The organism is Methylobacterium sp. WL18, from assembly GCF_008040015.1.
Taxonomy (GTDB): Bacteria; Pseudomonadota; Alphaproteobacteria; order Rhizobiales; family Beijerinckiaceae; genus Methylobacterium; species Methylobacterium mesophilicum.
The window spans coordinates 1-26,564 of record NZ_VRVD01000021.1; the positions used below are offsets into that span (position 1 = coordinate 1).

Annotated in this window: 27 protein-coding genes and 1 tRNA gene; 22 read left to right on the forward strand and 6 right to left on the reverse strand. The window is 67.9% G+C overall.

The genetic code is table 11. The features are described 5' to 3' along the window. Positions 1-75: 75 nt before the first annotated feature. The 3 genes from FV228_RS04110 (at position 76) to FV228_RS04120 (ending at position 1,711) form a co-directional block, all read left to right on the forward strand. Positions 76-273 (forward strand): LPXTG cell wall anchor domain-containing protein, encoded by a 198-nt coding sequence (locus tag FV228_RS04110; RefSeq protein ID WP_246693822.1) that lies wholly within the window; start codon positions 76-78, stop codon positions 271-273. Positions 274-299: 26 nt separating this feature from the next. After that, positions 300-860: a class GN sortase gene (locus FV228_RS04115; RefSeq protein ID WP_147853420.1), complete on the forward strand. Its 561-nt coding sequence runs from the start codon at positions 300-302 to the stop codon at positions 858-860. Positions 861-952: 92 nt separating this feature from the next. Continuing rightward, complete coding sequence (locus FV228_RS04120) at positions 953-1,711, forward strand: helix-turn-helix transcriptional regulator (protein ID WP_147853421.1); 759 nt, start codon at positions 953-955, stop codon at positions 1,709-1,711. Between the two features lie 294 nt (positions 1,712-2,005). Here the strand turns inward: FV228_RS04120 and FV228_RS04125 are convergent, their stop codons facing one another. Further along, complete coding sequence (locus FV228_RS04125) at positions 2,006-3,445, reverse strand: PLP-dependent aminotransferase family protein (RefSeq protein ID WP_147853422.1); 1,440 nt, start codon at positions 3,443-3,445, stop codon at positions 2,006-2,008. Between the two features lie 354 nt (positions 3,446-3,799). Between FV228_RS04125 and FV228_RS04130 the strand changes: the two genes are divergently transcribed. From FV228_RS04130 to FV228_RS04170, 9 genes are all read left to right on the forward strand, one after another. Next, positions 3,800-4,282 (forward strand): MSMEG_0572/Sll0783 family nitrogen starvation response protein, encoded by a 483-nt coding sequence (locus FV228_RS04130; RefSeq protein WP_058191264.1) that lies wholly within the window; start codon positions 3,800-3,802, stop codon positions 4,280-4,282. Between the two features lie 83 nt (positions 4,283-4,365). Continuing rightward, positions 4,366-5,442, forward strand: a complete 1,077-nt coding sequence (locus FV228_RS04135; protein WP_147853423.1) for a Nit6803 family nitrilase — start codon at positions 4,366-4,368, stop codon at positions 5,440-5,442. Further along, positions 5,396-6,499, forward strand: coding sequence for an MSMEG_0568 family radical SAM protein (locus tag FV228_RS04140; RefSeq protein ID WP_147853444.1), 1,104 nt, complete (start codon positions 5,396-5,398; stop codon positions 6,497-6,499). Before FV228_RS04135 ends, FV228_RS04140 begins: the two co-directional genes overlap by 47 nt. Continuing rightward, a complete protein-coding gene (locus FV228_RS04145; protein ID WP_147853424.1) occupies positions 6,496-7,041 on the forward strand; it encodes an MSMEG_0567/Sll0786 family nitrogen starvation N-acetyltransferase in 546 nt (181 codons plus the stop codon). The genes FV228_RS04140 and FV228_RS04145 overlap by 4 nt, the downstream gene beginning before the upstream one ends. Then, positions 7,041-8,036: a sll0787 family AIR synthase-like protein gene (locus FV228_RS04150; RefSeq protein WP_147853425.1), complete on the forward strand. Its 996-nt coding sequence runs from the start codon at positions 7,041-7,043 to the stop codon at positions 8,034-8,036. Before FV228_RS04145 ends, FV228_RS04150 begins: the two co-directional genes overlap by 1 nt. Beyond that, positions 8,033-9,208, forward strand: coding sequence for an MSMEG_0565 family glycosyltransferase (locus FV228_RS04155; RefSeq protein ID WP_147853426.1), 1,176 nt, complete (start codon positions 8,033-8,035; stop codon positions 9,206-9,208). Before FV228_RS04150 ends, FV228_RS04155 begins: the two co-directional genes overlap by 4 nt. After that, entirely contained in the window at positions 9,201-9,482 is a 282-nt protein-coding gene (locus tag FV228_RS04160; protein ID WP_147853427.1) for an MSMEG_0570 family nitrogen starvation response protein, read from the forward strand. Before FV228_RS04155 ends, FV228_RS04160 begins: the two co-directional genes overlap by 8 nt. A gap of 38 nt (positions 9,483-9,520) precedes the next feature. After that, positions 9,521-10,789 carry an MSMEG_0569 family flavin-dependent oxidoreductase gene (locus FV228_RS04165; protein ID WP_147853428.1) on the forward strand — a complete coding sequence of 423 codons (1,269 nt, stop codon included), beginning with the start codon at positions 9,521-9,523 and terminating at the stop codon, positions 10,787-10,789. A gap of 651 nt (positions 10,790-11,440) precedes the next feature. Continuing rightward, positions 11,441-12,412, forward strand: a complete 972-nt coding sequence (locus tag FV228_RS04170) for a transporter (RefSeq protein ID WP_147853429.1) — start codon at positions 11,441-11,443, stop codon at positions 12,410-12,412. A 607-nt stretch (positions 12,413-13,019) separates the two neighbouring features. On the opposite strand, the gene FV228_RS04175 is transcribed toward FV228_RS04170, so the two are convergent. Further along, the gene (locus FV228_RS04175) at positions 13,020-13,925 is read right to left on the reverse strand and encodes an AraC family transcriptional regulator (RefSeq protein WP_147853430.1); all 906 of its coding nucleotides are present in this window, start codon (positions 13,923-13,925) and stop codon (positions 13,020-13,022) included. Between the two features lie 256 nt (positions 13,926-14,181). Here FV228_RS04175 and FV228_RS04180 point away from each other — a divergent pair, with 256 nt between their 5' ends. From FV228_RS04180 to FV228_RS04205, 6 genes are all read left to right on the forward strand, one after another. After that, complete coding sequence (locus FV228_RS04180; RefSeq protein WP_147853431.1) at positions 14,182-15,345, forward strand: NADH:flavin oxidoreductase/NADH oxidase; 1,164 nt, start codon at positions 14,182-14,184, stop codon at positions 15,343-15,345. A gap of 51 nt (positions 15,346-15,396) precedes the next feature. Next, positions 15,397-15,660, forward strand: a complete 264-nt coding sequence (locus FV228_RS04185; protein ID WP_147853432.1) for a DUF485 domain-containing protein — start codon at positions 15,397-15,399, stop codon at positions 15,658-15,660. Between the two features lie 13 nt (positions 15,661-15,673). Further along, positions 15,674-17,257 (forward strand): cation/acetate symporter ActP, encoded by a 1,584-nt coding sequence (locus tag FV228_RS04190; RefSeq protein ID WP_147853433.1) that lies wholly within the window; start codon positions 15,674-15,676, stop codon positions 17,255-17,257. Between the two features lie 625 nt (positions 17,258-17,882). Continuing rightward, positions 17,883-18,419, forward strand: a complete 537-nt coding sequence (locus tag FV228_RS04195) for a DUF3489 domain-containing protein (protein WP_147853434.1) — start codon at positions 17,883-17,885, stop codon at positions 18,417-18,419. A 20-nt stretch (positions 18,420-18,439) separates the two neighbouring features. Continuing rightward, positions 18,440-18,952: a DUF2924 domain-containing protein gene (locus tag FV228_RS04200; RefSeq protein ID WP_238262576.1), complete on the forward strand. Its 513-nt coding sequence runs from the start codon at positions 18,440-18,442 to the stop codon at positions 18,950-18,952. Continuing rightward, complete coding sequence (locus FV228_RS04205) at positions 18,949-20,520, forward strand: recombinase family protein (RefSeq protein WP_147853436.1); 1,572 nt, start codon at positions 18,949-18,951, stop codon at positions 20,518-20,520. Before FV228_RS04200 ends, FV228_RS04205 begins: the two co-directional genes overlap by 4 nt. 56 nt (positions 20,521-20,576) lie before the next feature. Here FV228_RS04205 and FV228_RS04210 read toward each other — a convergent pair whose 3' ends face one another. Continuing rightward, positions 20,577-20,855 carry a hypothetical protein gene (locus FV228_RS04210; RefSeq protein ID WP_147853437.1) on the reverse strand — a complete coding sequence of 93 codons (279 nt, stop codon included), beginning with the start codon at positions 20,853-20,855 and terminating at the stop codon, positions 20,577-20,579. Between the two features lie 166 nt (positions 20,856-21,021). Beyond that, positions 21,022-21,097: transfer RNA gene (locus tag FV228_RS04215), tRNA-Ala, on the reverse strand. Between the two features lie 122 nt (positions 21,098-21,219). Between FV228_RS04215 and FV228_RS04220 the strand changes: the two genes are divergently transcribed. The 3 genes from FV228_RS04220 (at position 21,220) to FV228_RS04230 (ending at position 23,438) form a co-directional block, all read left to right on the forward strand. After that, positions 21,220-21,522: a YggT family protein gene (locus FV228_RS04220; protein WP_147853438.1), complete on the forward strand. Its 303-nt coding sequence runs from the start codon at positions 21,220-21,222 to the stop codon at positions 21,520-21,522. A 12-nt stretch (positions 21,523-21,534) separates the two neighbouring features. Further along, positions 21,535-22,578, forward strand: a complete 1,044-nt coding sequence (locus tag FV228_RS04225; protein WP_147853439.1) for a MaoC family dehydratase — start codon at positions 21,535-21,537, stop codon at positions 22,576-22,578. Positions 22,579-22,862: 284 nt separating this feature from the next. Then, complete coding sequence (locus FV228_RS04230) at positions 22,863-23,438, forward strand: GNAT family N-acetyltransferase (protein ID WP_147853440.1); 576 nt, start codon at positions 22,863-22,865, stop codon at positions 23,436-23,438. 206 nt (positions 23,439-23,644) lie between these two features. Here the strand turns inward: FV228_RS04230 and FV228_RS04235 are convergent, their stop codons facing one another. Further along, positions 23,645-23,890 (reverse strand): hypothetical protein, encoded by a 246-nt coding sequence (locus FV228_RS04235; protein WP_147853441.1) that lies wholly within the window; start codon positions 23,888-23,890, stop codon positions 23,645-23,647. Positions 23,891-24,189: 299 nt separating this feature from the next. Between FV228_RS04235 and FV228_RS04240 the strand changes: the two genes are divergently transcribed. After that, positions 24,190-25,173 (forward strand): helix-turn-helix domain-containing protein, encoded by a 984-nt coding sequence (locus tag FV228_RS04240; protein WP_238262578.1) that lies wholly within the window; start codon positions 24,190-24,192, stop codon positions 25,171-25,173. Between the two features lie 46 nt (positions 25,174-25,219). Here the strand turns inward: FV228_RS04240 and FV228_RS04245 are convergent. Next, positions 25,220-26,564 (reverse strand): diguanylate cyclase (locus tag FV228_RS04245; RefSeq protein ID WP_147853443.1); only part of this gene is annotated, 1,345 nt, incomplete at its 5' end.

Consider the following 26,564-nt stretch of genomic DNA (forward strand, 5'->3'; position numbering starts at 1 on the left):
CCCCCCCCCCCCTTTTTTTTTAAATCACCCGCCCCCCCCCCACATCAACACATTTTCTATGGGCGGCCGCTTCTTTTGTTTAGCGTCACGCCCGCCGACGACGGGGCCGCCCGGATCGTGCCGATCCGGGCCGACGGCGCGGCCGTCGACCTGCCGCAGACCGGGGCCGGAATCCTGGCGCAGCTGGGCCTCGGCCTGCTCCTCGCCCTGCTGGGTCTCCTGCTGAGCGTCAGCCTGCGGCGCAGCGGCCGGCCGATCGGGGACGCACGGTGAGTCGCGGCCCGGCAACCGGACTGGGGATGGCCCTCGCGGCCCTCCTCACCCTCGCGGGCCTCGGGCTGGCGGCGCAGGCCGCCTGGATCCCCGCCAAGGCCGCCCTGGCGCAGGTGCTGCTGGAGCGCGCCTTCGCCCGCACCCTGGCCGAGGGTCGGCCCGCCCGGCCCTGGCCCTGGGCCGACACCGAACCGGTCGCCCGCCTCACGGTCGCGGGCCGCAGTTTCGTGGTGCTGCGGGGCGGAAGCGGCCAGTCTCTGGCCTTCGGCCCCGGCCATCTGGACGGCACCCCGGAGGCCGGCGAACCCGGCACTGCGGTCTTCGCCGCGCACCGCGACACGCAGTTCGCGGGGCTGGGGCAACTCGGCCCCGGCGATACAGTCACGGTGACGGGCCGCGACGGCCGAACCCTAAGCTTCCGCGTCACCGGCACGCGGGTGGCGCGCTGGGATGCCTCGGGTATCGATCCGCAGGCCCCCGGCCGGCATCTCGATCTCGTCACCTGCTGGCCCCTGGAGGCGCTGCAGGCCGGCCCGCTGCGTCTGATCGTCGAGACCGATTTGGCGTCGGAGGCGGGGCGTTCCTGATAGGTTGACGTGGATGGCCAGCTTGGCCGCGCTTGCGCAAATGTGCGGTTTCGTGCGGATCTGTGCGGATCAAGCCTGCGCGAGCCTTGTCCGTGAGCGACGTTGAACTGTCTGAGGCGCAGAGCCGCGCCATTGCCCAGATCGTGCGCGAGGCGCTGGCCCGCCGACGCATCTCCCGGCAGACACTGGCGGAGGAGGCCAGGATCAGTCTCTCGACCCTTGAGAAAGCGCTCGCTGGCCGCCGGCCGTTCACCCTGGCAACCACAATCCGGCTGGAGGAGGCGTTGGGCCAATCCCTACGTCAGCCGACGGGGCAGGCACCCGCTCCGGAACTGCCCCGTCACGCCCCCGACGAGCTTGGGGCCTATGCGCGGCAGGGTGTGGCTTGGTTGGAGGGCTGTTACCTCACCCTACGCCCCTCATTCGAAACGGCGGGGATGATTTTCGCCTATCGTACCCAGATCGCCTGGGATGCTGACAGCGCGTGCTTGGTGTTCCGTGAGGCCGAGCGGATCGATGCGCCGTTCGCACAGTCCGGCAGTGTTGCTGTCCCCAGCCAATCCGGCATGATATACTTAGTGACCAACTGGCACGGGCAGCATCGTCTTGCAGTGTTGTGCCGTCCCAATATTCGAGGCGAGATGTTCGGGATTCTCACCACGCTGCACGCGGGCCGCGGTACGCAACTCACGCCCGCTTCGGCACCGCTCGCCCTGCTGCCGGAGCGCCATGCGACTGACCTGCGTTACGGCCGCATTGCTCCGCAAGAGCCCACTTACGCTGGTTATCGAGCGCATCTCGATCGCGTCCACGCGGACGGCTACGCCTCGTTCTTCGTGAGCGCTTCCTAGCAGGAACGACACCATCCTGGTCCCCACAATCATCGGGCCAACGCCGGATTAGAAGTCTGCTACCGTCGAATCGTCGATGCCTATTTTCGCCGTTGTCACTTCAAGAGTCGGACGGACAGCTGGCGGCTAAATCCGGTCGGCCGCTTTGCGCCCATCGAGGACATTCAATCTTCTGATGTTGTATCCCGTGAGCGGACCTTCGTACGCCGCTGTGAGCCATTCACGTTTGGATCGCGAACAGGCCGAGGTCGCGGCCGCAAAGCGTACCTTCGACCTGTATTCGGCTGAAATAGTTTAGATGTAGGCTGAGGCGAAGGCTGGCGAGCCTTCGAGAGCGTGGGCGAGCATTTCCAGTCCGTGCGTGATCTGCTGCCGGGTGGAGGGGCCGCCAAGACAGAGACGGACCGCCTCCGGCGGCGTCCCCGCGACGCAAAAAGGGTCGCTGGCGATGACGCCGAGCCCGGCCGACCGACCTTGGCTGGCGAAGGCCGAGCGCGTCCAGCCCTCCGGCAGCGTGATCCAGACGTGGAAGGCATGCGGATCGGCAGTGTAGGTCCCGGCGGGAAGCATCGCGGTTGCGATGCGCTGGCGCGCGGCCGATTCCTCGCGAACGAACCGCACGATGGCCTCCGCCGTGCCGTCCATGATCCACCGCGTCGCCAATGCCGTCGAGATCGGCGAGGCCATGACCGTGGCGGCGCGCAGGGCTCCGCCCAGTGGCAGGGCCGAACGGGCGCTTGGGGCGACCAGGAAGGCGAGCCGAAGACCAGCGCCCAGGCACTTGGCGAGGCCTGCCACGTAGTAGGTGATCTCCGGCGCGAGTTCCGCAAAACTCGGCGGCGGGGTTGGGCAGATGCGGGCGTAGGCGTCGTCCTCGATGATGGTGACGGCGTATCGCCGCGCAACCGCGATCACGGCCTCGCGCCGCGTCCTGGGCAGGGTCGCGGTGGTGGGGTTCTGCAGCAACGGATTCAGGTAGATGGCCTTCGGTGCCACTTTGGTGCAGGCGGCGGCGAAAGCATCAGGCTCGACTCCGTACCGGTCCGTGGGCAGATCGACGAGGCGCAGGCGCAAGTGCGCCGCGAGCGCGCGGATGCCGGGATAGGTGATCCGTTCGGCGCAGATCGTGTCGCCCGGCCGGGCGACCTGCCCCAGGATGCTGAACAGGGCGCTGTGCGCCCCCGGGCAGATCAGCAGACGCTCGCGGGACGTGACGACCCCGCGGCCTTTCAGCCAGCGCAAAGCCGCCTCCTTGTCCTCCTCGGTCCCGCCGAAGCCCTGGTAGCGCAACAGGTTGGTGAGATTGCCGGACAGGTCCACGAGCGCGGCTTGCATCCGGGCTTGCAGCGCCGGCGCGTCGGGCTCGGGGGGCAGGTTCATGGTGAAATCGACCGGACCGATCCGACGCGCGGGCGCGGCAGCACTTGAACGGGGCGGGCGAGCCGGATCGACCACGAAGGTCCCCTGGCCGACGCGCCCCTCGATCAGCCCGCGCTTATGGGCCTCGACGTAGCCGCGTGAAACCGTCGTGAAGTTCAGATCGAGCGCCTCGGCGAGGGCGCGCTGGGTCGGTAGGCGCGTTCCCGCCGTCAGGCGCCCAGTCCGGATGTCGTCGGCCAACGCCTCCGCAATCGCCAGGTAATGGGGCTTGCCCCACCGCTTCAGATCCGGCGTCCAGGCCCCGGTCCCTCCGTTCTGCAGTTTCGGTCGTTCGTCTCGCTCGGGCGAAGTCATTCGTGGCGGCCTAGATCATGATGCGATCAATGCTTGATTGTATGGCTTGCAATAGCCGTACCGCGATCACGCGCCGAATGGGTCCTCGGTTATATCCATACAATGCTGACAATAACCGATCCGCAATTGTGCATGCGCTGGCGATTATGCGTCCACGGAACGCTTGATAAAAAGGCGCGCGGCGCGCCGTCTGAAATTTGAGCCGCCTGCATTGATCGCATTATTGTATGAATATAACCTTGGCGCCTTGTATGGCAGATTGATCGAAAACCTCTGGCACACCGCTTGCCCTGTATGGGTTGAGACCGCTCGAAGTTCAGTCTTCCGCGGTCAATCCACCGAGGAGAGAGATCGATGCCTGCTGTGAACCGCGAGCCTCACAAAAAGGGCGACTTCCTGGTCGATTACGAGGAGAAGGTCTTCGAGGACGTCAAGGCCGAGCCGGGCCAGAAGGCGCTGGTCACCTTCCATACCGTCGCGTTCGAGGGCTCCATCGGCCTCGTGAACCTGCTCCAGGCCACGCGCCTGCAGCGCAAGGGCTTCGAGACCTCGATCCTGCTCTACGGCCCGGGCATCACGCTGGGCGTCCAGCGCGGCTTCCCACGGCTTGGCGACGAGGCTTTTCCGGGGCACCTCAACTTCAACAACCAGCTTGAGAAGTTCATGGCTGAGGGTGGCAAGGTCTACGCCTGCCGGTTCTCGACCCAGGCCCTCTACGGCCACGGGGAGGCCGCCTTCATCGAGGGCATCCGCATGATCAACCCTCTCGACGTCCTCGACTGCATCCTCCTGCACAAGCGCGACAACGCGGTGATCATCGACACCTGGACCGTCTGACCGGCCCTTTGGCTTCCAGTCCGGGACCTCGCATCCGGCGGCCGCGTGCGACGTGGCCGCCGTTCACAGCCGGAGGATCTCCCATGTCAGACAGCCGGATCGTGCGGGCCGCCGCCGTCCAGATCGCGCCCGACCTCGACCGGCCGGAGGGCACTCTGGAGCGGGTGCTCAATGCCATCAATGAGGCCGCCGCCAAGGGCGCGCGCTTCCTGGTCTTTCCCGAGACCTTCGTCCCCTATTACCCCTACTTCTCCTTCGTGCTGCCGCCTGCGATGCAGGGCGCCGAGCACCTGCGCCTCTACGAGCGGGCCGTGACGGTGCCGGGGCCCGTGACCCAGGCCGTCTCCGCCGCCGCACGCCGTCATGGGGCGGTCATCGTGCTCGGGGTCAACGAGCGCGACCATGGCTCGCTTTACAACGCGCAGTTGGTCTTCGACGCCGACGGGAGCCTTAAGCTCAAGCGTCGCAAGATCACGCCGACCTATCATGAGCGCATGATCTGGGGTCAGGGCGACGGCTCCGGCCTTACCGTGGTCGACACGGCGGTGGGGCGCGTCGGCGCGCTGGCCTGCTGGGAGCACTACAATCCGCTCGCCCGCTACGCCCTGATGGCGCGTCACGAGGAGATCCACGCGGCCCAGTTCCCGGGCTCCCTCGTGGGCCAAATTTTCGCCGACCAGATGGAGGTGACGATCCGCCATCACGCCCTGGAGGCGGCCTGCTTCGTGGTCAACGCCACGGGCTGGCTCACCGACGAACAGGTGGCGCAGGTCTGCCCGGACGAGCGCCTGCGCGGCGCCTGCCGCGGCGGCAACTGCACCGCCATCGTCTCGCCCGAAGGCAAGCACCTCGCGGAGCCGCTGGGCGCCGGCGAGGGCATCCTGATCGCCGACATGGACCTGGCGCTGGTGACCAAGCGCAAGCGGATGATGGACTCGGTCGGCCACTACGCCCGGCCCGAACTCCTCAGCCTGCTCCACGACGACCGCCCGGCCTCGTTCGTGCACCAGCCGATCCATTCCCAGACCGATTTTCGGAGTCTCGACCATGAGCAGCAGCCCGCTTCCGACGAGCCTTCCCGCGTTCCCGCCGGTGGTGGCGGGCCTGGTCGGGATGCCGACGGAGCGCCTGATCAACGCGTTGCAGTCTTACGGCGTTAGGCTCGCCGACAGCCGCGCCGGGGCGCCGAGCCGCCGCGGCGGGGCCGGTCCGTCGGACCACAAGGCCATGACCATCGCGGGCCGGACCGTGATGGTGCCGGTCCACACCGAGGCCGCCTTCGAGTCGCCCTTCCTCGTCCGCCGCCCGGACGACAACGGGGTCTCGGTGATCGAGCATGACGGCGTGGTGATCGGGCAGGCGACCTTCCCGGGCAAGCCGCGCTTCTACGCGCTCTCGACCTTCGACGGCGTGCCGTATTCGAAGATCGCCGTTCTGCACGGGCGAGACGTGCTGGCCACCACCGTGCTCCAGACCTGTATCCGCTACGCAAGCCGCACGAAGACCTGCCAGTTCTGCTCGATCGGCCAATCGCTCGCCGCCGGTCGCACCGTCGCGCACAAGACGCCCGAACAACTCGCCGAGGTCGCCCGCGCCGCCGTGCTCCTCGATGGCGTCAAGCACATGGTCATGACGACCGGCACGCCGAACGCGACCGACCGGGGCGCCGCCGTGCTCTGCGAGAGCGCCTTCGCCGTCAAGACCGCGGTCGACCTGCCGATCCAGGCTCAGTGCGAGCCGCCGGATGATGACCGCTGGTTCGAGCGGATGAAAGCGTCGGGCATCGATGCCCTCGGCATGCACCTGGAGGCCGTCACGCCCGAGGTCCGGGCGCAGATCATGCCCGGCAAGGCGAGCGTGCCGCAGGAGCGGTACTATGCGGCTTTCGAGGCCGCCGTTCCCGTCTTCGGGTGGGGCCAGGTCTCGACCTACATCCTGGCAGGGCTGGGCGACACCCCGGAGGCAATCCTGGAGATGGCCGAGCGCCTGATCGGAATGGGCGTCTACCCGTTCGTGGTGCCGTTCGTGCCGATCTCTGGCACCCCGCTGGAGAGCCACCCGGCGCCCAGCCCCGACTTCATGCACGGCATCCTCAGGCCCCTCGCGGACATGCTGGTCGGCGCGGATCTTCGCTCGACCGACATCAAGGCGGGATGCGGGCGCTGCGGCGCCTGCTCGGCGCTCTCGACCTACGAGCGCGCAGGGGCAGTATCGTGATCTTCGAACCCGTGCCGCCGTACTGGCCGAGCCACTTCCGCATCAAGTTCGCCACGAGTTCTTGGGAACGGAACGCCTGCGCGGCCCTGCGCCGGCAGGTCTTCTGCGCGGAGCAGCGCATCTTCACCGAAGACGATCGGGACGCCGTCGACGCGGAAGCGATCCCGATCTGTGCCCTCTCGACGCTCGGCGGCGACGCCGACGCCGTCGTCGGCACCGTGCGCATCCACGAAGTGTCGGAGCGTACCGGCACGTGGTGGGGGTCCCGCCTGGCCGTCGCCGGATCGTTCCGCGGCACGGCTGCCCTGGGAGCCGGGCTCATCCAGGTCGCGGTGTCCTCGGCCCATGCCCGGGGCTGCACACGGTTCCTAGCCCACGTGCAGGATCGGAACGTCCCGTTGTTCCAGGCCCTGCACTGGACGAGCCTCGAGGAAGTCGCCCTGCACGGGCGACCGCATTACCTGATGCAAGCAGACCTCGCGGCCTACCCGCCGATGCACGACCCCGAGCACGGGCTCGTCACATTCCGCAAGGCCGCGTGATGTCGGCGGGCTTCGACATCCAGTCCCTGGCCGGCCAGATCCGTGACGCGCGCGGGGTCGCGCACAAGCGCGACATCGATGCCGTGGTCGAGCGGCTCGGACTGAACAGCCGGCACGCCGCGGTTCCGGTCGGCGACGATTGCGCCGCCATACCGGATGGCGACGGCCACCTGCTGTTCGCCATCGAGGGCTTCCTCGACAGCTTCGTCGCGGCCGATCCGTACTTCGCCGGCTATTGCGGCATCATGGTCAACCTCAGCGACATCGCCGCCATGGGTGGGCGCCCGCTCGCGGTGGTCGACGCACTGTGGAGCCGGGATGCGGCGGAGGCGGCCCCGATCCTGGCAGGCCTGTCCGACGCGGCGGCGCTGTACGGCGTCCCGATCGTCGGCGGTCACACCAATACGCGCGCTGAAGCCGGCAACCTCGCGGTCGCCGTGCTCGGCCGCGCTGGCCCGAGGCTGCTCACGAGCTTCGACGCGGCACCCGGCGATGATCTCGTCGCGGCGATCGACCTGCGCGGACGCTTCCGCGACCCATACCCGTACTGGGACGCCTCGACCGGCACGGCGGGCGAGCGTCTGCGCGGCGATCTCGCGTTGCTGCCGGGCTTGGCGGAGAGCGGGCTCTGCCGGGCGGCCAAGGACATCAGCATGGCGGGCGTCGTCGGCACCGCCCTGATGCTGCTGGAATGCTCGCATGTCGGTGGCATCATCGACCTCGACGCGATCCCACGACCCGCCGGCATCCCGCTCGACCGGTGGCTGACCGCGTTCCCGAGCTTCGGCTACCTTCTGAGCGTGCGCCCGGACTGCACGCCTACCGTCCACGCGCGGTTCGCCGAACGGGATATCGCGGTCGCCACGGTCGGTAAGCTCGACGCAAGCCGGGTCGCCCGGGTACGCGATGCCTCCGGCGGAGAGGCCGTGGTCTGGGACTTCACCGTCAGTCCGCTGATCGGTTGTGGCCAGGATGACAGGGATGGAGCCCGATGACGGCCCTGCGCATCGCCATCCTGACCCACTCCACCAATCCACGGGGCGGCGTCGCGCACTGCCTCGCCCTGGCCGAGGCCCTGTGCGCTCTCGGGCATGAGGCGGTGGTCCACGCGCCCGATCCGTCGGGGCGCGGCTTCTTTCGCGCGGCCGCCTGCCCGACGGTATCAGTGGCCGCGAAGCCGGTGGCTGGTACGACGGTCGACCTCGTGCGGGCTCGCATCGACGATTACCTGCGCTACTTCGCATCCCCCGCGGCCTGCGACTTCGACGTGTTTCACGCCCATTGCGGCATCGGCGGCAACGCGCTCGCGACGCTCAAGCACCGCGGCTTGATCCCCGGTTTCGTGCGCACGGTCCACCACGTCGACAGCTTCTCCGACCCGGTGCTCGCGACGTGGCAGGATCGCTCGATTCGTGAGGCCACGCACCTGCTCTGTGTCAGCCACACCTGGGCCGACCGGATCGAGACCGATCGCGGTACGGAGATCGGCGTCGTCGGGAACGGCGTGGACCTGGCGATCTACCAAGAGGCGCCGACCGATGCCGACCTGATCGTGAGGGAGCGCTGGGGCCTCGGTGTCGGGCCGGTCGTTCTGAGCGTCGGCGGATTCGAGGCGCGTAAGAACACGGCCGGGATTATCGAGGCTTTCGCGCTCCTACGTCGATGCCACCCCCAAGCGCAGCTTGTGATCGTCGGCGGCGCTTCGCTCCTCGACCACGCCTCCTACGGCGCCCGCTGCCGCGCCGCTCTGCAAGCCCATGGGCTGATGGTCGGGCGTGGTGAGGCAGTGATCGAGACGGGACCCGTCTCGCAGGAGGAGATGCCGGCCTTCTATCGCAGGGCGGCCGTCCTCGCCTTTCCATCTTGGACGGAGGGTTTCGGGCTCTGCGTCCTGGAGGCCATGGCCTGCGGCACCCCGGCGATCGTTTCTCGTCTGCCGCCCTTCACCGAGTACCTCCAGAGCGACGACGCCCTCTTCGTCGATCCCAGCGATCCCCGGGACATCGCCGACGCCATGACGGTCGCCCTGGCACCGACGACGCGCGCGCGGCTGCGGACTGCCGGTTCGGCCCGGGCCGCCGCTCACGCCTGGCGCGCCTGCGCCGAGCGTCACCTCGATACCTACGCGGCCTGCGCCCGCGTCGAACGGGAGCCGATCCATGCCTGAGATGCACTTCCACATCCGCTGGCCCGATGGCCGGCGCGAGGCCTGCTACTCGCCCTCCCTCGTCGTGAGGGATTTCCTCACGGTCGGCGAAAGCTACGCCCTCGACGACTTCGTCGAGAAGACCCGCACGGCCCTCACCATCGCGAGTGAGCGGGTGCGCGAGAAATACGGCTTCGCGTGCTCGTCGGCGATGGCCCAACTCACCCGGATTGAGACCGCGGCGAAGCGGCAGGACCCCGGGGGCCTCGTCACGGTCGAGACCTTCGAGTCCTGAACCCGGCGCCTTCCTCGAAGCATCGCGGAGTTAGAGCCATGACGTCCACGCCCCGTCACGTCCCCGTTGCCATCGTCGGCGGTGGTCAGGCCGGTCTCTCGGTCAGCTATCACCTGAAGCAGCGTGGGATCGATCATCTCGTTTTCGAGAAGGTATCCGCGGCACACACGTGGTCGAGCCAGCGCTGGGACACGTTCTGCCTGGTCACGCCGAATTGGCAGTGCGACCTACCCGGCCATCCCTACGACGGGCCGGATCCGGACGGGTTCATGAAGAAGGACGAGATCATCGCGTATCTGAAGCGCTTCGTGGCGAAGGTGAACCCGCCGATCCGGGAGGGTGTCGCGGTCACACGAGTCGCACGGGCCGAAAACGGGACCTTCTCGGTCCAGACCTCGGACGGAGACTACACGGCGAATGAAATCGTGGTCGCTTCGGGCGGCTATCACACCCCGATCATCCCGCGCATGGCCGAGAAGTTGCCGAGCGCGGTCACGCAGATCCACTCGAACCAGTATCGCAACCCGGCCCAACTGCCGGAGGGCGAGGTTCTTGTGGTCGGCTCAGGTCAGTCCGGCGCGCAGATCGCCGAAGACCTGCATCTCGCCGGCCGCGCCGTGCATCTCGCGGTGGGCGACGCGCCGCGCTGTGCCCGGTTCTACCGGGGCCGCGACGTCGTCACCTGGCTCGCGGATATGGGCTATTACGAGATGACCGTCGACAACCATCCGCTGCGCGACGGTGTCCGCGACAATACCAACCACTACGTGACCGGCCGCGACGGTGGCCGGGACATCGACCTGCGCCGCTTCGCCAGGGATGGCATGAAGCTCTATGGTGTGCTGGAAGATTTTGCCGACGGCTGCCTACGTTTCCGCGACAATCTCATCTGCTCACTCGACGGGGCCGACCGCACGTACAACGGCATCAACGTGGCCATCGACAAGTACATTGCCGAAAACAACGTCGATGCTCCGGTGCAGGCGCACTACACCCCCGTTTGGGAGCCGGGCGAGCCCATCACCCGTCTTGCCCTCGAAGGCTCCGGCATCACCGCGACCGTCTGGTGCATCGGTTTCATGCCGGACTTCCGATGGCTCGACGCGTCCGTGTTCAACGGCGCGGGAAACCCCAAGCACAAGCGCGGCGTGACGCGGGAGGACGGCGTCTATTTCATCGGTCTGCCCTGGTTGAATACCTGGGGCTCGGGCCGCTTCGGCGCAGTCGGCCGCGATGCCGAGTTCGTTGCGCAGACCATCCAGACGCGCCTCGGCGCCGAGCGGTTCGCCTTGAAGTTCGCCGTGTAGGTGAGGCGCTCCCGATGCAGCCGCTGGTACGGCACTGATGGCTGCCTCAGCCGGTGTTTGAGACAGCCTCGCCATCGCGTTATCTCGGGTGCGGGTTGATCAAGCCTCGAAGCCTGATGCCACGCAGCCGCTCACCTGCGTTTAGAAGAAAGCCTGCGAAGTTGCCCTTCAGGCGTCGTGGCGTTGGATTGTCCCTCCCGCATGCTGCCCGCCCCACATGGGATATGCCGAACCTCTGTGTAGACCGTCTGTTTAAGAACAGGCCGTGGAAAGCGCTGGGGCACCGCTCGTGAGAGTTGATCGCTCAAGCCCCCGATAGAGGCACGGCTGCGTCCTAAGCGGTCGTCCTTGCTGGCATCTCCTATATGCCACAGCCGTGCGAGCGAGCTCCGGCATGTTTCGATCCGGCCGCCGACAAGCGTGCTTTCGCAGCAACATGAGCGCACCCCCTCGTATCGCTCGTCATTTTTACAGTAGACTCGAAGTAAAACAATGACACACTCATAGTCGATATGGGAATGCGTACAAATTGATCGCGCTTCCATACAACTAAGACGCTGAAGTCCGACAAGACAACCGATCTGTATCTGCGCCGGGGCTTTTCGGCGAACGGGAACGCTCGGCCTGCGCCCGGCAAGAAGGGGATTGAGGATGCTGAACAGGATCACGGCAACGCTCGCAGGCGCTGCGGCCGTCGCGTTGAGCGCGACGGCCGCCTTCGCCCAAGCCACAACGATTCCGGGTGAGCAGGTCGGCCTCGCCGCCGGCGCGCCGTTGCCCGAGGGCCTCTACGCGGTCGACACCTTCATTTACCGTCGCACCGATCAGCCCTTCTCGCCCGACACCGCGATCAACGTCCCGTTCCTGCTCTGGTCGACCCCGCTGACACCTTTCGGCGGCCGCATCGAAGCTCTCGTCGCTCAGCCCACCGTTTTCGCCTTCACCCGCAACGGCGCCGGCCAGCGAAACAAGGATATCTCGATCAACGTCGGCACCTTCCTTGCCGGCATCTGGGCGTTCGACCTCGGCAACAATTTCGGCGTCAGTTTCCTGGGCGGCGTTCACCTGAACGACCTCGATGCCGGCCGCGGCTCGCTCGGGACCGGTTTGTCCGGTACGCCCGTGCTGCCGCAGCTCTCCTCGAACACGTACAGGTTCGGTGTCGCCGGCAGCTATACCGGCGACGGCTGGAACATCACTGCCAACCTGACCGGCAACGTTTACGACACGCCCGGCCGCTTCGGTGGTCCGATCGGTGCAGCGATCGGCCCAATCCGTCTCTCGGATGCAATTCTGCTGGATCTGACCGCCACGAAGAAGTTCGGCAACTTTGAGATCGGCCCGGTCGCCTACGGTGTCTACAACTTCGACACCAGCCAGTTCAGCGCCGCGAACGGCAATCGCGGCCGCTTCGCCGTCGGCGGCCTCATCGGTTACGATTTTAAGGCCTTCACCGTTCAGGCGTATGTGGCACGCGACGTGGTCACCGGTGCACAGTACACGAACGCGCTCGGCCGGACCCGAGACAATTACTCGACCGACGGCTTCGTCCGCTTCGTCGTCCCGCTCTACACCCCGCCGGCGCCGGCTGCGGTGGTAGCCCCGCTGGTCCGCAAGGGCTGACGCCAAGCGCTCATCCACCACGATCTGCACCCGGCCGTGGTGCACACGGAATTGAAGTGGAAATCCTTCCCAGGGCCCACGCTTCGATAGGGGCCGAGCGGCCCGGTCTCAACAGCTAACCCCGCTCGGCCCCGCCAGCACACGGGGATGGTACAAAGTTGCCGAAACGACCGCCGTGACAGAGGCTGTGGCCCTGTACCAAGTAGGCTAGATTCATCGATTAGTTTTGGCCTCAAGTACCTGGACAGACAGCTCCCGCTTTTCTTAGAAATTCATGCAATACTAGCTATACCAATATCGGACAAAATCGATCTACCGCTCGGCTCTTATTGTTGCCGTACTGCCCCTCTCTGCACGGTTGGGAGCAAACAACGGGTCTGCATGTTTGACAACGGCCACATCATCCACGAGAGACGGGTTTCGAATCTAAGAATGGATCCAACCCCTATGAGAGAGTTCATGGGGTCAGTATTCCAAGATGTTTTCCACCAAGACAAATTTACCCGCGAGATTTTTATAGTTAGAACTCGCTAGAAATATTCAGCAGGCCCGCATAGATCCTGCAGGTTTTGCAGCCCAGATTGCTGTCAAAATTCGCATCTCCAGATCAGGATTGTCCGCAGACCCTATAACTCTTCGGTGTGAGTCCCGTCACCCGGCGAAACGCTGTCGCTAGATGGCTCTGGCTTGAGAAGCCCGTATCCAGCGCGATCGAGGTAACGGTCAGATCTGTCGAGAGGAGCAGGTTTCTGGCCCGCTCCACCCGGCGTGACAGCACGTATTGATGGACCGTCGTGCCCCATTGCCGGAGACAGGCGCGGGACAAGGAGCGTGCGGATACACCGACCTCGCCCGCGATGGCCTCGAGGGAGAGATCTTCGGCAAGGCGGTCCTCGATCAGGTCGCGGACGCGCCTCATCTCGCCGCAATCGAGCACCTGCCTGTCAGGCCTCCGCCGCGATGAGCGGCCGTTGGCTGTGTAGATCCGAACGAGTCGCACAACCATGGCGTGGACCAACTCGTCGACGTAGAGCGTCGACGAGGGATCCGGCTCCTCCCGCATGATCTCCAGGATAGCCAGCGCCAACTGCTCCAAGAGCGGGTCGGACGTCCCGAGCGGCACGTCGAGCTCGACCTGGGAGGCGGCCGCGCTCCACATCTGGCGTGCGGCCTCGTCGATCAATCCCTGGCGGAGATGCATCGCCAGCATCTCGGAGCGCCCCCGTCTCTGCCATTCGCTCTCGTCATGGGCCGGGATCAGGTGGAACTGGCGGGGACGCAGCGTTTGCGTTTCGGCCGTGCCGCCGCGCCCTATGCGCCGGCGGATCTGGGCGGGACGATTGACGCAGTAGCCGAGGCAGGGGTTGCCGACCGGGTCGAGTGTCCCCGTCCAGGGCTCTACGGCGACGTGCTGCGCGTGGATGTCCCGCCAGCCCCGCCCCGTGCTGCGGGCCAATGCAATGTTCTTCGGCCAGGAGCCAATGTCACGCGTCTGCATCGTCGTGACCGTCATGTCCTCGATCTCACTGACACGCCCCGTCGGCGCATCCTCGCCTCACGATGTCCGGAATCTGTTCGAACCCGGCGTGAATTTGGAAGAACGCCCTCAGAGGCTAGGTGCAGTCTAGCGCTCGAACAAGTCATCGACCGAGAAAATACAGCCATTCGGCTGCCTGTTCATCAGCAGTATTGGCTTATTTTACGAGCAGATCGCTCGCTTCTCCGGCAGGATGCTTGGCCGGACGGGGCGGGCGGGGAGACCGAGCACGATGTCCTCACTGTTCAGCGAACTTCGGGTTCGCGACGTCACGCTGCGCAATCGCATCGCGGTCTCGCCGATGACGCAGTTCTCGTCGCCGGACGGCCTCGTGAACGACTGGCACCTGGCGCATCTGGGCTCGAAAGCGGCAGGGGGCGCCGCCCTCGTCGTGGTGGAGCAGGCGGCCGTCTCGCCGGAGGGCCGCATGTCCACCCAGTGCGCCGGTATCTGGAACGACGAGCAGGGCGAGGCCCTGGCGCGCATCGCTCGCTTCGTGGCGTCCGTCGGGGCGGTCCCCGGCATCCAGCTCGGCCACACCGGCCGCCGGGGCTGCGTCGAGCCTCCGTGGAAGGGCGGCGGCCATCTGCCGGACGACCATCCCGACGCGTGGGAGATGATTGGCCCCTCCGCCAATGCCTTCGGCGGAGCCATGCCACGGGTCCCGCGCGCCATGACGCGCGACGATATCGCCACGGTGACGCACCAATACGCCGAGGCTGCGCGCCGCGCGCGGGAGGCCGGTTTTCAGTGGTTAGAGATCCACTGCGCGCACGGGTTCCTGTTGTCGAGCTTCTTTTCGCCCCTGGCCAACCGGCGCACCGACGCATACGGCGGTGACTTCTCCGGGCGCAGCCGGTTGCTCATCGAGGTCTTCGAGGCGGTACGCTCGGAATGGCCCGAGCGGCTGCCGCTCTCCATGCGCTTCGGTGTAACGGAGTTCGCGCCCGGCGGCCAGACCATCGACGATTCGGTCGAATTGGCCCGGCTGCTCGCCCCTCGGGGCCTCGACCTCGTGGACGTCTCCTTCGGCGGCAACTCGGGCCGCGCCCAGACGCCGTGGGACGAGGAGGGGTTCATGGTCCCAGCGGCGCAACGCATTCGGGAGGAGGCGGGCGTCTTGACCGCCGCGAACTGGAACCTCGCCGATCCCGTCTTCGCGGAGGCGATCGTCAAGGAAGGTCAGGTCGACCTCGTCATGCTCGGCCGACCGATGCTCGCCAACCCACATTGGCCCGTCTACGCCGCGATGGTTCTCGGCGAGGCGCGTCCCTACGACATGCTGCCGGTCCAGTTCAGCACGTGGCTCAACAAGTATCAGCGTAGCCGCGTCAACAACGGCTTCGGCCGCGTGGTCGCCGACGCTCCGGGCGATGCGCCGAAAGCTGCCGAGTAACCCTCGATCTCATCCCTGTTTGTCCCACTGCTCTGAGCCGGAGTGCGACTGATGCCTGTCCAACGAACACCGAGCGCGGCGCCGAACAACGACCTGCCGCAAGCCCGCCTCGGCTGGATCATGGCCGCTATCCAGACGCTGATCTACGGCAGCTTCGTCGGCACCTTCATCGTCTCGCCCGCCACCATGACGCGGCCGATCGCACCCGGGATGGCCGTGACGGTCGGCACCGTCGGCGGTCTCCTCGCCATCCTGTCCACCATGATCCTGACGGGGCTCTACGTCCTGCTCGCCAACCGTCTCACCGCGCGCTGAGGAGGCAGACACCATGCAAAGGTCCATTCTTGCCGTCTCACTGCTCCTGAGCGCCACCGCCCCGGCGCTTGCGGCCGAAAGCGGCGGCCTCAACACCGCAGCGATCGGAATGTTCGTCGGCATCGTTCTCGTAACGCTGGGCATCACCTACTGGGCGGCGCGGCGCGCCCATTCGGCCGACCAGTTCTATGCCGCGGGCGGTCAGATCTCCGGCTTCCAGAACGGCATCGCCCTGGCCGGCGACATGATCTCGGCCGGCGCGCTCCTCGGGCTTGCCGGTCTGATCTGTTCCTCCGGCTTCGACGGCCTGATCTTCGCCGTCGGCTACGCGACCGGCCTGCCTTTCGTCGTTTTCCTGGTAGCCGAGCGGCTGCGGAAGCTCGGGCGCTACACGGTGGCCGATGTCCTGGCGACGCGTTTGTCGGAGACACCGATCCGCATCTTCACCGCGATCGCGACCCTCATCATTGTGATGTTCTACCTCATCGCCCAGATGGTCGGGGCGGGCCAGTTGATCCGGCTGCTGTTCGGGCTCGATTATCTCTATGCGCAGATCCTCGTGGGCGCGCTGATGATCTGCTACGTGATGTTCGGCGGCATGGTGGCGACGACCTGGGTTCAGATCGTCAAGGCGGCGCTGCTGCTCACGGCTGGCATCGCGATCTCGCTGCTCGTCCTGGCCAAGTTCGGCTTTGACTATAATACCCTCGTCGCCCGGGCCATCGCAGTGCATCCAAGGCACGCTGCGATCATGATGCCGCAAGTCTATTCGGGGAGCGTCTGGCAATCGGTCTCACTCGGCATGACACTGATGCTTGGGGCGGCGGGCCTTCCGCACGTCCTGATGCGCTTCTTCACCGTCCCGGACACCCGTGCGGCCAGGGTATCGGTCTTCTGGGCCGTGATGTGCCAGAGTGGTTTCTTCGCGCTCATCTTCGTGATCGGGTTCGGAGCGCTGGCCATCATCGGCGGAGATCCGGCCTATCTCGACGCCAAGGGCGCTATCCGTGGTGGCGGCAACATGGCCACCGTTCATCTATCCCACGCGCTGGGCGGCGACACGCTCATGGGCCTCGTCTCCGCCGTGGCCTTCGCCACGATCCTAGCGGTGGTCGCGGGGCTGACGCTGACGGGCGCCTCGGCGGTCTCGCACGACCTCTACGCCCGCATCATTGGCCGGGGCCGGGCGACGGAGCGCAGCGAGATCCGGGCCTCGCGGCTCGCTACCGTCGGCCTCGGCATTCTGTCGGTGCTGCTCGGCATCGCCTTTCAGACCCAGAACGTCGCCTACATGATCAGCCTCGCCTATGCGGTGAGCTGCAGCTCGACCCTGCCGCTTCTGATCCTGGCGCTGTACTGGGGCGGGCTGACGACCCGGGGTGCGATCGCCGGCGGCGTGATCGGCCTCGTCGGCGCCGTCGCGCTCACAGTCCTCGGGCCACCGGTCTGGGTGAAGGTGCTCGGTAACGCCGCCCCGATCTTCCCGCTCGATCCCCCGACCATCGTCACGATGCCGCTGGCGTTCCTCACGGCCTTCGTGGTCTCGGTCATGGATAGGAGGCCGGTATCGGCGTCGGCCATATCCCCCGCGGTCTGATACCGATCTTGCACGGCCTGAGCGTTCTTGACTGATGCGAGGCCACGTCGGACGCCCGCGATCTGTAACCAAAGCTGTAATTGGTTAGTGTGCCCTTGAGGGAGCTGGGTACGTCCGCTTCACCGGCGCGACTTTCCCAAAGCGGAACTTCAGTTATCGGCCACCTTCGGTCATTCTGGTTCGATCAGACCTCCAGCAAGCGGACCTTCTGATGGTCTGAGAAGGGTCACGAGCTTCCGTTCGCAGTGGACAACGGCGCGAAGTTTCGGACCGTCTCAGCCCAACCGTAGCTTCGACTGGACTGTCGAAGCGAACGGAGCGTGTGTGGTCTCCAGCCCGACGCACGGAAACTGGCTAATCATTATGACAAGCTTGAGCTTATCCAATATAATCGACGCGTTGATCGCAAGACTAAGCGACGTTGGCGCGGTCACCAAGACTGTAATTGTATGGATCAGCAACAGTCTGGAAGTAGCGGAGTGGCAACGCGACGGCTGACGCATTCCTCTTTTCACTAGGTTGTCATTCCGACCATCCACGCTTTGCCCCGCCGGCCGGCCTTGCGCCGCCCGCGGGGTCGGGGTCGTGGCAGGGCCTGACCTGCCCCCGACGGAGACCCCGACCCATGACCACCATTTCGCTCACCCGCACCGAGACCAGCATCCTGCAGACCGCCGCCGCATGCGAGGGCCGCCTACGCTTCGCACCAGAGATGAAACCGGCCAGTCGCAAACGGCTCATTGGCCGTCTCCTACGCGACGAACTCATTACCCCATCGGACGCGCCGGACGGACAGCATCGCCTGACGCCCACGGGCTACCTGGCCATTGGCCTCACCCCGCCCGCCCGGACCAACACAGCGTGCCGCCCGAACAAGAAGGCGCTGGTGCTGACGCTGCTGACGAGAGACAACGGAGCGACGCTCGCTGAGCTCATCGCGGCGACGGGCTGGCTCCCGCACACGACGCGCGCGGCCCTCTCTCGGATCCGGTCCGGGGGACAGCCGCTGGCGAAGGCAGCGCGGCCAGACGCGACGACGGCCTACCGCATCCTTCCACCCTCGCCCGCCGCTCGCACTCGCTCGCGGCGCAAGGGGGAGACGCTGACGCGGGGCGCTGAGGCTGAGCCGCAGGCTGGCATGCCGATTCAGGCCGTCGCCTGATGGCGCGGACCCAGCCCATTTTGGGGAGCGAGGCGGACCACGTGTCCGCCTCGCTCGACGCGCTCGCCGGGATGGACGCGGCGGCACTGGAACGGCGCTGGCGCCAGGTCTTCGGCGCAGCCCCGCCTCCCGGCCTCCCGCCGGCCCTGCGCGCGCGGGTGATCGCCTACCGCCTGCAGGCTCTGGCCTATGGTGACCTCGATCGCGATACCGCGCGGGCGCTCGAGCGGCTCGCACAGGCACGGGGCCCAAGAGGCCAGAGCGGGGACGATATGCCGATCCGCGTGTCGGTGCCGGTGCCGGACCGACGCGGGCGCACCCCCGGCGTGACGCTCTCGCGGGAATGGGCCGGGGTGATGCACACCGTGCACGTGTTGGACGCGGGCTACGCCTGGAACGGGGCGACCTATTGCAGCCTGTCCCGCGTGGCGCAGGCTATCACCGGCACCAAGTGGAACGGCCCCCGCTTCTTCGGCCTGCGCGCCAAGACCACTGGCGGTGGGGAGCTCGGTGTGGGGAGGGTTGAGGCATGAGTGCCCGGTCGTCCAAACCACGACAGGCACCGCCCCCCGGCACACGGCCGACGCTGCGCTGCGCGATCTACACCCGGGTCTCGACCGAGCACGGGCTCGATCAGGAGTTCAACTCCCTCGACAACCAGCGTGAAGCCGCCGAAGCCTACATCCGCTCCCAGGCGCACGAGGGCTGGCGCCTGCTACCCGGCCGCTACGACGACGGCGGCTTCTCCGGCGGATCGCTCGAACGCCCCGCCCTGCAACGGCTGCTCGCCGAGGTGCAGGCCCGGCGCGTCGACGTGATCGTCGTGTACAAGGTCGACCGGCTCACCCGGGCCCTGTCCGACTTCGCCAAGTTGGTCGAGCTGTTCGACGGGCACGGCGTCTCGTTCGTGTCGGTGACCCAGGCGTTCAACACCACCACCAGCATGGGCCGGCTTACGCTCAACGTGCTGCTGTCGTTCGCCCAGTTCGAGCGTGAGGTCACCGGCGAACGCATCCGCGACAAGATCGCCGCGAGCAAGCGCAAGGGGATCTGGATGGGCGGCGTCGTCCCACTCGGCTACCGGGTCGAGGACCGCGCCCTGCACGTCGTCGAGGAACATGCCGCCCTCGTGCGGGCGATCTTCGCGGGCTACCTCGCGCACGGCACGGTGGCGGCGCTCAAGCAGGATCTCGACGAGCAGGGCATCACCCTGCCGGCCCGCCGCGACGGGGCTGGGCGAGAGACCGGTGGGGGTCCGTTCTCGCGCGGGCATCTGTACAAGCTGCTCGGCAATCCGCTCTACATCGGTCAGCTTCGGCACAAGGGTCAGGTCCATGAAGGCCAGCATGCCGCGATCGTGGACGGGGTGACGTGGCAGGCGGTGCAGGAACGGCTCACCACCAACCACCATCAGCATCACCGCGGGCGATCTGAGAGCGTGCACCTCCTCACCGGGCGCCTACGCGATGTGGCAGGTGAGCCGATGGTGCCGAGCCATGCCCAGAAGGGTCCACTGCGCTACCGCTACTACGTCGCCCGTGAGGTCGGGCTGGATGGCAAGCGGCTGCGCTTGCCTGCCGGGCCGATCGAGGCGGTGGTCGTGGCTGGTCTACGGAGTATCGCTGCACCGAGCCCAGTACCGCTCGAAGACGCTGCCGTGGTCGCTGCCGAACTCGAGACGGTGACGGTGCATGCCGATCACCTCATGCTGCAGCTCACCGGCGACCGCCCTCCCTTGTCGCTGCCCTTCGCGCATCAGCTGCAGCGCCGCCGCAGGGCGATCGTCGTACCGCCGGGGCGCGAGGGCGATCGGCTGCGGGCGATGAAGGCGGAGGATCGCACCCGCATGCTCGTAGGCATCGCCGCGGGCCGGACCTGGATGGGGGATCTCGTGGGTGGGCGAAGCACGAGCATCGAGGCGATCGCCAGGGCCGAGCAGCGCAGCGAGCGCTCGGTGCGCATGACGCTGTCCCTCGCCCTACTCTCCCCTCGCATCGTGCAGGTGATCGTCGAGGCGCGGCTGCCCCGGGGCATCGGCCTGCGTCATCTCTGCGAGCTGCCCCCCGCTTGGGATGCACAGGAACGCATCCTTGGCTTGTGATAACTGAGCGTCCCGCCTGTGCTCCCCACGGCTGACGTCATCGCCTCCGGAAGCGATCAGGCGAATAGGCGCACCGCCATCCCGATCACCACCGCGGCTCCCAAGCAGCGCCGCCACGGGTTGACCCCGCGCAGCAACTCATCGCCCGCCCAGACCGCAAGGGCGATCCTCGATGCGAGATCCGCCCACTGCCCGACGGCGGTATCCTCCCCCGCGATCCAAGCGACGGACAGCATCACACCGAAAAGCCACAGCGGCGTGTTCGGCCACTGGCCGATCACGATGCGCCCGCTGGTGCGGTCGCGGAAGAACCAATCGAGGACCGCGGGTAGCATCGCAGGAAACGGGAATGAGGCCTGTGGAGACCGGGGGCCGAAGGGCCGATGATCCGGCCCCGGAGACACGACAGAGACGCGGCTGAAGCAGGACGCTCGAGCTAAGCTACTGACATGACGTGACTTTCGACGACCACCCGGATCCTGCGGTTTGCGCAAGGACCCCTGGTGGAGCTGAGGGGAATCGAACCCCTGACCTCCGCAGTGCGATTGCGGCGCTCTCCCATCTGAGCTACAGCCCCGTCGAGGCGCCGGCCTTGTAGGCGCGGGCGGCTCAGCCTGTCAATTCCTGTTTCACCGCCGCCCGCCGCACACCGCTCCCGGTGAGGCCGCGCGGGCGCCCCTAGGATACGCGCGGACCCGCATGAACGCCCTGATCTGGCTCTTCGACACGGTCGTCCAGCTCTTCATCTACGTCCTCATCGCCAGCGCGGTCCTGAGCTGGCTGGTGGCGTTCAACGTGGTGAACGTCCGCAACCCGATCGTCGCCCAGATCGGCGAGGTGCTCTACCGGATCACCGAGCCGGTGCTGCGGCCGATCCGCAACCTGCTGCCCAATCTCGGCGGCGTCGACATCTCGCCGATCATCCTGATCCTGCTGCTGCTGTTCATCAGCAAGCTTCTGCACGAGTATGCCGTGCCCCAGGCTTACATGTACGCGCAGTAGGATCGAGTGACCGTGAAAACCAACCCCGGCCGGTTCTTCGAGGATTTCCGCCTCGGCGAGACCATCCGCCACGCCACGCCCCGCACCGTCACGGTGGGCGACGTGGCGCTCTACACCGGCCTCTACGGCCCGCGCTTCGCCGTGCAGTCGTCGGACGCCTTCGCCCGGGCCTTCGGCTACCCGAAGAGCCCGCTCGACGACCTGCTGACCTTCCACATGGTGTTCGGCAAGACCGTGCCGGACGTCTCCCTCAACGCGCTGGCCAACCTCGGCTACGCGGAGGGCGGGTTCCGCCGGCCGGTCTATCCGGGCGAGACCGTGTCGACCGTCTCCGAGGTGATCGGCCTCAAGGAGAGCTCGAACCGGCAGACCGGCGTGGTCTACGTGCGCTCGGTGGGCTCCGACGAGGCCGGCGAGACCGTGCTGAGCTATTGCCGCTGGGTCCTGGTGCGCAAGCGCGACCCGGAGGCCGCCATCGCCGAGGAGCACGTCCCGAGCCTGGCCAAGGTGGTCGATCCGCAGGACCTCGCGGGCGCCCTGCCGAAGCTCTCGGCCGCCGCCTACGATTCGGAACTCGCCGGCAGCCCGCACCGCTTCGGCGACTACGCGGTGGGCGAGAAGATCGACCACGTCGACGGCATGACCGTCGAGGAGGCCGAGCACCAGATCGCCACGCGCCTGTTCCAGAACACCGCCAAGGTCCATTTCGACGGCCTGGCCGCCAAGGACACCCGGTTCGGCCGCCGGCTGATCTATGGCGGGCACGTGATCTCGCTGGCCCGGGCGCTCAGCTTCAACGGCCTGGGCAACGCCTTCGCGCTCGCCGGCATCAATGCCGGCCGCCACGTGGCGCCGCTGTTTGCCGGCGACACGGTCTACGCCTGGAGCGAGGTCCTGGCCGCGGCCGACGTCGGGCGCGACGATGTCGGGCTCCTGCGCCTGCGCACGGTCGCCACCAAGAACCAGCCCTGCGGCGCCTTCCCGGACCGCACCGGCGAGGGCTACGACCCGGCCGTGATCCTCGACCTGGATTACTGGGCGTTCGTGCCGAAGTAGGGGCGCCACGGGACGCGCGGCCCGGATTCGGGGGCGCGCGCTGTCCCGCCTCCGTCCGGGGCTGTCGGGCGCGGCAGATTTTCGGAGGGCCCGGGTCCTCCGGATGGCGCACATCCCTCACCCCAACTGTCGCGCCCGATGACGACCGATGTGGAAACGCCGTAGCCTCTGCGGGGACGGGGCCAGCGGGTGCCGGTCTGCATTGCTCTCGTCCAACGCCGACCAGTAGGATGGCCCGCACCCGCTGCCTAGCGGGCACGAGTCCGACCCGTTGGGAGCCCCCGGTGGATCCCGTCCCGTCGATGCCGGAGGCCGTGACGGTCAGGCCGGCGGTCCTGGACGATGCGCAGGCCATCGCGGCGATCCATGTCGCCGCGTGGCGGGAAACCTATGCCGGGCTCCTGCCCGCCGGGATGATCGCCGCCCAGACGGTGGAGCGGCGGTTCGCGATGTGGACGCGCATCCTCGGCGATCCAGCCTCCGGCACGGCGGTCGAGGTCGCCGAGGAGGGCGCCGGCCTCGTCGGATTCGGGTCCTGCGGCGCCCAGCGCTCTGCCGAGCTGGCAGCGGACGGCTTCGGCGGCGAGGTCAGCGCGGTCTACGTCCTGCGATCCGCCCAGCGGCGCGGGACCGGTACCGCCCTGATGGCCGCGCTGGCGGCGCGCCTGAACCAGGCCGGGCATCGTGCCGCCAGCCTGTGGGTCCTGAGCGAGAACCTTTCGGCCCGGCGGTTCTACGAGCGCCTCGGCGGCGTCGCGGTCGGGGCGCGGAAGGAGCACCGGGAGGACGGCAGCCTCGTGGAAGTCGCCTATGGCTGGCGCGATTGCGCTGCGATCCGACGGGGGGCGGCTTCGGGCTGAAGCGCGCGCCCATCATTGCGAGCGCAGCGCAGCAACCCTGGACCACGCCACGTTCGGAGATCGCGACGCCTCGCTCGCGATGGCGGCGCCGGCCGAGCGCATCCGAAAGCGCCTCCCCCCGGGCGTGACCGATCCACAAAAACCCCGACCCGGGCATCCGGGCGCGCGCGATGCCGTATGGCCGAACGCCCCGGACGAAACACCGATCAGGCCGCGAGGGGCCGCTCCGCCACCGGCTGCCGGAACGGCTGCACCAGGACGCGCCGGCCGCTGAGGTCGTGCACGCTCACCCGCCAGTCCGACCAGTCGGTCCGGTCGGACAGCGACCGCATCACGTCGGCGGCGACCCGGCGGGCGCGCACGGTGAGGCGCCCGGCCGCGCGGATCTCCGCGCCGCGGACGTCGAAGACGCATTCCAGGCCATTGGTGCAGTGGAACCGGTATCGGGCCATCGGGGCTCCTGCCTCGTCCTGCGCGGCGGCGGTTGAATGTTCTATATATGTTCTTTTTCGGGACGGACAGGCCCGGGTGCGATCCGCCGCAGGTTATCCCGGGGTCCGCCGGCCCGCGCGACGACCGGCACGGGGGGAGGGCGGCCCGTCTCGTCCGGGAGAGGCGATCGGCCGGCCCGGGGCGTCGCCCGAAAACGACAGTCTTCGGGCCATACACAATGACGGCCCGCGCCACAGATAGGCCTCTCCCCCCCGGTCCGGGGCCGGGCCCCCGCATCCGGTCGTCGAGTGAGCATCCCGTGTCGGCCCACCGCGTCAGAACGCTTGTCCAGAGCACGGCCGAGGTCGAACCCGAGCGGGCCTTCGAGTTCTGGCGCCACACCGCGCTGGCCATGACCGGCGTCGTCAGCAGCGGGCTGGACCGGTCGCCCGCGTTCGCGGCCCGGCGCCTCGTGGCCGAGACCGCGCACAGCACCCTCCTGCACACGCAGAGCCGGACCATCGACATCGCCCGGCCGGCGCAGCACATCCGGCGGGACGGACGCGACGCCATGGCGATCGCCGTGTTCGTCCGGGGCACCGGATACGCCGAGCAGGGCAACCGCGGCGCCCGGATGGCGCCCGGCGACATCAGCATCGTCGACGCCAGCCGTCCCTATCGCGCCGGCGGCTACGAGGATTACGAGGAGATCCGGCTGATCACGTCGCGGGCCCTGTTCCGGGCCCATGTCGGCGAGCCCGAGACCTTCGCCGGGCACACGATCGGCAGGGGCCATCTCAACACCCTGTTCGTGTCCTACCTGCAGGCCTATGCCGGGCAGGTCGCCACCATGTCCGAGGCCCAGGCAGGGATCGCGGTCGAGGGGGGCCTGCACCTGCTGCGCAGTTTCACGGGGGTGTCGGAGGATCCGATCCCGGTCGACGCGCTGAGGTCCCTGGCCTCGGTCCACATCCAGCGTCGCCTGCACGATCCGGAATTCGGCCCGGACGCCCTGTGCCGGACCCTGTGCGTGTCCCGCAGCCGGCTCTACGCCGCCTTCGCGGACGGCGACGGCGTCGCGGCGTCGATCCGCGACGCGCGCCTGGAGCGCGCGCGCCGCTACCTCTCCGTCCCGGCGCACGCGCACGACAGCATCGCGACCATCATGCTCCGGTGCGGCTTCACCGACGCGTCGGCCTTCAGCCGGGCGTTCCGTCGGCGCTTCGGGATCGCGGCGCGCGACGTCCGGACGCCGAGGTCCGGGGACCGCCTCCCGGCCGCCGGCTCTCACGCCGCGATCTGACGCGCTCGCTTACGCCGAACCGGTATCCACTGCGGCGGCGAGCGCTCTAGGAAAGCGCGCCCCGATCCGGGCGCCCGGCCCACCGGTAGGTGCCGCGGCCCTGGGCCTTGGCCTGGTACAGGGCCCGGTCGGCGCTCTGGTAGATCGCGTCGGGCTCGATCCCGTCGGCCGGGATCAGGGCGACGCCGATGCTGACGCCCACGGACACGTCGCTGCCGTCGATCCGGCAGGGGGTGCCGATCGTCCGGGTCAGGCGCTCGGCCAGGATGGCCGCGTCGGCGGGCTGGTGCAGGCCGGTCTGGATGACCACGAACTCGTCGCCCCCCAGGCGCGCCAGCGTGTCCTCGATCCGCACGACGGCCCGCATCCGGTCCGCGAGGATGCGCAGCAGGGCGTCGCCCGCGGCGTGACCGAGGGTGTCGTTGACGGCCTTGAACCCGTCGAGGTCGAGGCACAGCAGCGCGCAGCCGGGACCGCCGCGCCTCACCAGGGCGATCTCCCGGAGGAACTGCTCCCGGAACCGGGTCCGGTTGGCGAGCCCCGTGAGGGGATCGTGATGCGCGAGGTGGGCGATCTGCTGCTCGGCGCGCTTGCGGTCGGTGATGTCGAAGGTCAGGCCGACGACCCATTCCGGTTCGCCCCGGTCGTCGAGCTCGACCCGGCCGGTTCCGCTGACCCAGCGCGTCTCGCCGTTCGCGCGAACGATGCGGAACTCGGTCTCGAAGGTGCCGCGCGTGGCGATGGCGCGGCCGAGGGCGGTCAGGGTCCGGTCGGCGTCGTCCGGATGCACCAGCGGCCGCCAGTCCCGCGCGACGTCGATCTCGATCTCGGCCTCGCCCAGCCCGTGCTGCCGGGCCATCTCGGCCGAGATGAGCGCCCGCCCGGTGGCGACCCGGTAGTGCCACGTCCCGGCCTGGGCGGCCTTCAGGGCGAGGTCGAGCAGCAGGGACTTCTCCGCGAGCGTCTGGTGCATCACGCGGCTGTCGGTCTCCGCCCGGAGATCCTCGACGAGCCGGCGCTGCTGCGCGAGCAGGCGCCGCGCCTCCGCCTCGGCGCCGATCAGCCCGGCGGTCACCCGCCGCACCACGTCGATCAGGACGATGTCGATCCCGGCGACGAGGGTGAACAGGGCCAGCGTGGTGAGGACCGCGCGGTCGAGGAAGAACGAGCCCAGGGGCGGGATGAAGACGTACCACGCCGCCACGCCGGACAGGACCGCGCAGACGGTGCCGGCGCGCGCGCCGCACAGGAAGGTCGACAGGATGACGGCGGGGAAGAACGTGAAGAACGGAAAGCCCGGCGGCAGGACGGGATGGAGCGCGAGGCGCAGCAGGAGCGCGACCAGGAAGGCGGCCGTGCCGACCGCGACGCCGGGCACCGGCTGCCGGAGC